The following is a 4,981-nucleotide window of genomic DNA, read 5'->3' on the forward strand; positions in this document are numbered from 1 at the left end:
CGCCCCGCCCATCCCGCGCCACCACCCAGAAGGTGACGCGCTGGGGCGTGGCGGGGGTGTCGTAGGCAGACGTCGGGTCACCCGGCCGGCCCTCCACGGGCTCCTGGGAGCGGAACTCCTTCACCTCGCCGTCGCCCGTGGCGAACCAACTGAAGAAGACCTGCTCGGGGCGCGGGCCTTCGTCCGTCTCCTCGATTTCGACGCTGCCCTCGGCCAGCACCGGTGTGAAGGTGACTTCGCGCGACACGGGCAGCGGGCCGGTGAGCGGCGCGCCGTCCCACAGGACGTCCGACACCACCGGGTTCTGGTTGGGCGTGGGGGTGGCCCGCAGCGTCACCCGGCGCACGCCGCGCTCCGTGCCTTCCGGCGTGCCGCTGCCGTCCGTGGCCTCGTAACCGATGAAGAGGGGAATGCCCCGGGCCAGCGCCTCGCGCAGCGCCGGGTCCTCCGGGTCCAGCGCTCCGCCGCCGCCCGGATTGCCGGCGGCCAGCGCCTCCAGCAACACCGCCTGCACGTTCGCGTCCGAAAGCGACAGCTCGCCGTCCGGCAACGGCACGCTGTCGTCCCCCGGGCACCGCCCGTCATAGGGATTGCCGGTGAAGCGGCACAGCGCGTAGCGGACGGTGACGGGGCGCGCGTCCGGCGTCACCGCCAGCGCGCTGAACGTCACGGGCCCGGGCAGCGTGGAGGCGTCCGGGTCCACCACCAACTCGGCGGGCTCCGCCTGGATGGCCAGCACGCGCACGCGCCGGATTTCACTCTGCAGTTCAAAGTCGGGGGCGCAGCCGGCCAGCAGCAGCGCCCCGAGCGCGGGGAGGATGGAACGCATGCTCAGAAGCTCCCCCGGGCGCCGATGATGGGAAGGATGGGCAGTCCTTCGAAGAAGGCGCTTTGGGTGTAGTTGTAGTTGTAGGCGATGCCTTCCACCGCCGGGTTGTTGTAGGCGTTCGTCAGATCCAGGTAGACATTGAGCGCCCACTTCTCGAAGACGAAGTTCTTGTCCACGCGGATGTCCAGCTGGTTGAAGGACGGCAGCCGGCGCGAGTTCACCGCCGCGTAGAGCGGGATGAAGACGTCCGACCCGTCGTCGCGCACCGAGCCCACCACCGGCGTCGTGGGGTTGCCCGAAGCGAAGCGCATGCGCGCGCCCACCTCCCAGCCCGCCGGCAGCTTGTAGGACGCAATCGCTGTCAGCACGTGCGTCTGGTCATTGTCGAAGAGGCGCCAGCCCACGCCCGGCGCGTCGCGGCGCTCGCTGCGGCTGAGCGTGTAGGAGACCCAGCCGAAGAGCCGGTCCGTCAGCGCGCGGCGCACCAGCACCTCCAGGCCGTAGATGCGGCCCACGCCGCCGTTGCTCAAGCGCTCGGGCACCTGCTGGCCGTTGCGCACCACCGTGGCGTTGGAGCGGACGATGAGCCCGTCCAAGTCATTGTAGAAGACCTCGCCGCCGACGAACCACTCCGGCCGCGCCTGCCACTCCGCGCCCACGCTGTACTGGAGCGACCGCTTCGCGCGCAGGTCCGGGTTGCCGAAGGCCACGCTCGGCTCGTCCTGCACGGGGGGCCCGTGGTAGACGCCCGCGCCGCCCTTGAGCGTCAGCGTGTCCGTCAGCCCGTAGCGGACCGCCAGCCGCGGGTTGAAGGTGCGGCGGGCCTGGGTCTGGTCGGTGAAGACGTAGCTCTCCGCGCGCAGGCCCGGCACCAGCAGCAGGCGCGGCACGGGGCGCCAGCGCGCCTCCACCCAGGTGGAGGGGAAGTACTGGAGGAAGTCGCCGTCCGCGGTGAGCACGTCGTCGGTGACGGTGGGCGTGGGCGGCTCACCCTCGCGGGAGAGGCCCTGGATGCGCGCGGTGACGCGGGCGAGGTTGCTCACCACGTCGATGCCGCCCGCCAGCGTGAGCGCCTCACCGAAGGCGTACTCCACCGTGGAGCGCAGGTTCAGGTCCGTGGAGGCGATGCGCAGGCCGCGGTCACCAATGCCGAACTGGACCAGCGTGTTGCCCACCAGGCCGTGCGTGTCCAGGGTGAGCGCGTCCGCGCGGTACTGGTGCCGCAGGCGCAACTGGTTGAAGCCGGTGGTGACGTTCAAGCCGCCGGTGACGGTGGGGTCGTCATCCGCCGGCCGGTCGAAGACGAGCCCCAACCTGTCGCGCGAGGTGAGGCCCTGCAGCGTGAAGGTGTGGCGCGACCTCGGCTTCCACACCAGCTTGAGCTGCGCGTCGTAGTAGCGCGGCGCCACCTGGAGGCTGGGGCCGTTGTCGCCCTGCGGTACCAGGCCCAGCACCAGGTCAATGTACGAGCGCCGCCCCGCCACCGCGAAGCTCAGCGTGTCGGTGATGGGCCCCTCCACCACCGCGTTGGATTCAATGAGGCTGACGCCCACGGTGGCGTGGAGCCGGTCCGTGCGCGGCTCGCGGCTGCGCACGTTGATGACGCCGCCGGTGATGTCGCCGTAGTACGCGGAGAAGTTGCCGGGCAGGTAGTCCACCGCCTCCAGCAGCTCCGAGTTGTAGACGGAGGTGAGGCCACCGAAGTGGTAGAGCAGCGGGATGCGCTGCCCGTCGAGGAAGACGCCGGACTCCTGCGGGCCCGTGCCGCGGATGACGAGCTGGCCCCCGTTGAAGGCGGGGCGCGCCACGCCGGGCAGGTTCTGCACCACCTTCAGCGTGTCACCCTGGGTGCCGGGGACGCGCTGCACCTCCGCCAGTTGGAGCGTGGTCTGCGTCACCTCCTTGCGCTCGCGCTCGCTGCGCACCACCGTCTCGAACGCGCCGAAGATGCGCTTTCGCACGTAGTACGTGGCGCGCGTCTCCTGGCCTTCCGTGAAGGTCTCCTCGGTGCGGAAGCGCTCGTAGCCGCTCTGCACCACCAGCACCTCGTGCGTGCCCAGGGGGATGCCGCGGAAGGAGAAGCGGCCTTCCTCGTCGGTGACGGTGGAGCGCTCCAGCGCGGGCAGCACCACCTCCGCGCCCAGGAGGGCGTCCCGCGTGCCCCGCTCCAGCGCCCGGCCGCTGAAGTTCACCGGGGCCTCGGGCTCCACGGCGGCGGCGTCCTCACCCGCGGGCGGCGGCGGTGGACGGAAGACGAACTGGTAGGCGTATTCGATGCGCACCGGCGCGGGGACGTTGTCCACCTCGGCGGGCTCGAACTGGAACTGGCGGACCGCCTCCATGGCGGCCTCGTCGAAGCCGTGGCCGGCGGACTGGGACACCTCGACATTGGAGACGGCGCCCGTCTCCGAGATGTCGACCCACATCACCACCGTGCCCTCGAGCTGCTGGGCAGCGGCTAGGGGCGGATAGGCCGCCTCCACCTGGCGCATCAGCGCGGGGGGCTTCGTCAGCACGCCCTGCGGCGCGCCGGCGTCGGTGACGCCCGCGTCCTGCTGGGCGGAGGCGCCAGTGGCGGCGAGGAGACAGAGGAAGGCGAGGAGGATTTTCATGAGGGGCGCGGGACTCCCGCGCCCCTCCTAGTGCGGCGGCTACTTCGGCGCGAGCACGATTTCGATGCGGCGGTTCAGACTGCGGTTTTCCGCCGAGTCGTTGGCCGCGATGGGCTGGTACTGCCCGTAGCCCGCGGCGGAGAGGAACGTCGGGTCCACGCCAGCGTTCTGGAGTGAACGGACCACCGCCATGGCGCGCGCCAGGCTCAGCTCCCAGTTGGACGGGAACTGACCGCCGCCGGTCGGGACGTCGTCCGTGTGGCCTTCCACGCGGATGATCTTCCCCTGCACCGTCTTGAGCGCGTCGGCGATCTTCTTCAGCGCCTCCTCGCCCTCCTTGCCGACGCGGGCGGAGCCGGAGGCGAAGAGAATCTTGTCCTTGAGCTGGACGGTCATCTTGCCCTTGAGCTCGGACAGCTGAATCTTGCCGTCGGAAATCTCCTGCTTGAGGCTCTGGGCCAGGTTCTCGTACTCGGAGCTGCGCTTCTCCAGCTCCTCCTTCGCCTGGGCCAGCTTCTTCGTGTTGCGCGCCAGCTCATCGTTGAGGGCGGCCAGCTGCGCGTTCTTCTCCTCCAGCGCGCGGCGCTCCGCGGTGCCCGCGGTGAGGCGGGACTCGGCGGTGCTCAGGCGGGTGTTCAGCGCCTCCCGCTCCTGCTCCAGCTCGGCAATCTTCTCTTCCAGGGCCTTCACCTTGGCCTCGGCGGCCTCGCGAGCGCCCTTCTCGTCGTTGAGGCCCTTGGCGAAGCTCTCCGCCTCGAGCGCCTTGGCGTCGAACTTCCCCTGCGAAACACAGCCCGTGGTGGTGGAGAGCGCGACGAGAGCAGCCAGAGCCAACGGTTTCCGCATATGTACGTGTCCTCCTGACACCTGTGGATGAAGCGCCAGCCTATCGCCGGTGGTGCTCCGGGTCAGGAAGAACCTCGCACATATTTTGAGCTGAAACGACTGAATGGCTGACAGACAGCCAAGCGCGTCAGTCAGCGCGGAAAAATAGGATGAGAGTCGAGCCAGACGGAGAAGAGTGCGTCCGCGAAGTGCTTGCCGGGGATGAAGACGCCACCGGAGGCAGCTCCCCCGACTTCAAGGCCAACGCCCGGCGTGTAGGTGATGACGAGGTCCTCGCCCTTCTCCACGTCCTTCAGCGACGCGAGCATGATGCGCAGGTGGTTCGCCAGCGGCCCGCCGTGGCGCAGGGCGGGGCTGTGCTCCAACCCGTCCCGGAAGCTGCCCACGAGCTGATCCTTGGAGATGCTGCGCAGGAAGCGGAAGTGGAGCCGCTTCACGGAGTTGGAGTGGATGGCCTCGTGCGTGGAGCGTGGTCGGTCCTCCATGTAGAGGCTCCAGACGTAGACCTTGAAGAAGAGCTGCTTGTGCAGCTCCATGTGGGCGAGCTCGACGGTGCGCCCCTTGAGGTTCAGCGACACCGGCATGAGCACGCCGCCGACCTGCTTCTGCCCCGCCTGCGCGGCGCCCGCGACGAGCAGCACGCCCACCACGAGACACCGCAGTTTCCCACCCCACGCCTGAGTACGCATGCGCC

At 69.6% G+C, this 4,981-nt stretch carries 4 protein-coding genes; all 4 read right to left on the minus strand.

Annotated elements, in window-relative coordinates; all coding sequences use genetic code 11:
* Window positions 1–829: hypothetical protein (locus HV824_RS34820; RefSeq protein ID WP_176419844.1), on the minus strand; the 829-nt coding region annotated here is incomplete at its 3' end.
* 2 nt (window positions 830–831) lie between these two features.
* Window positions 832–3,441, minus strand: coding sequence for a TonB-dependent receptor (locus HV824_RS34825; protein ID WP_176419843.1), 2,610 nt, complete (start codon window positions 3,439–3,441; stop codon window positions 832–834).
* A 39-nt stretch (window positions 3,442–3,480) separates the two neighbouring features.
* Window positions 3,481–4,287 carry an OmpA family protein gene (locus tag HV824_RS34830; RefSeq protein ID WP_163786750.1) on the minus strand — a complete coding sequence of 269 codons (807 nt, stop codon included), beginning with the start codon at window positions 4,285–4,287 and terminating at the stop codon, window positions 3,481–3,483.
* A 131-nt stretch (window positions 4,288–4,418) separates the two neighbouring features.
* Window positions 4,419–4,981: chalcone isomerase family protein (locus tag HV824_RS34835; protein ID WP_306465664.1), on the minus strand; the 563-nt coding region annotated here is incomplete at its 5' end.

It is taken from the genome of Myxococcus sp. AM009 (genome assembly GCF_013372605.1).
In the GTDB taxonomy this organism is placed as follows: Bacteria; Myxococcota; Myxococcia; order Myxococcales; family Myxococcaceae; genus Myxococcus; species Myxococcus vastator.